The sequence below is a fragment of the Corynebacterium sp. HMSC074C01 genome (assembly GCF_001814605.1).
Taxonomy (GTDB): Bacteria; Actinomycetota; Actinomycetes; order Mycobacteriales; family Mycobacteriaceae; genus Corynebacterium.
This window is the reverse complement of sequence record NZ_KV817298.1, coordinates 1-771: the sequence shown is the minus strand read 5'-3', so window position 1 is coordinate 771 and position 771 is coordinate 1. Positions and strand designations below refer to the sequence as shown.

Here is a 771-nt window from a genome sequence, read left to right as displayed (position 1 = left end):
CCCCCCCCCCTACTTCGTAGGACTTTTGCGCGCTTGGCGGGGTGTCTGCCATGGCGCTAAGACTGATTGGTGCCTCTGGTGGCGCGGTATGCGTGGGAAGCTCCGACAGATCGGACGTACAGCGCGCCTACATGGTGTGGGACACAATGCAGGTACCCGGAACGTGGGAAAGCGACAAGGTATCGGTGACCCCTCCGCCAGGCTGGTACAGGTTCCGCCTGTGGGTCAGCGAGAATCTGGTTGTCTCACCAAACGGGGTCGGACTGTCCGGAGATGTTCCACTAGCCACTACGGGCATGGCAGCACCGTCTATCGACACGATTTGTCAGGTAGCGGGTGTAGTGAGCGTACGCTACAGGGCGGACAGGCCATGCGAGTATCGGATGGAACTCACACCAATCTAACCACGGTGGGGGTGGGGGCATGAGCATGAAACTCGTTGGCCGTCGCCCAGTGCAGTACGCCCTGGAGGGGTACGCGAAGCCGGGGGACACGTACATCACATTCCCAGACGCGGGAAATATCAACCCCACGCCGAACAAATACCAGGTACGCCCCGGCGTTGGTATGTGGGTAGCCACATTGACAGCGAGTGACCCGGCAGCAGAAATCCGAATCACTATCCAGAATGGTGATCCTGCTACCGGCGTAGGCAGTGTGTCTATCTGCGGGAAAATTGAAAACCCAGATTTGTGGGTTTTGTCGAATCCTGCTCGCGGTTTGAAGCAGGAAACCCGGTATGTGCTCACCTTGACGAAAACAGCCCCCCCC

At 58.8% G+C, this 771-nt stretch carries 1 protein-coding gene; it reads left to right on the top strand.

Annotated features, from left to right (window positions below):
* Positions 1-423: 423 nt before the first annotated feature.
* A partial coding sequence (locus tag HMPREF2978_RS13365; protein WP_210398348.1) for a hypothetical protein occupies positions 424-771 on the top strand: 348 nt, incomplete at its 3' end.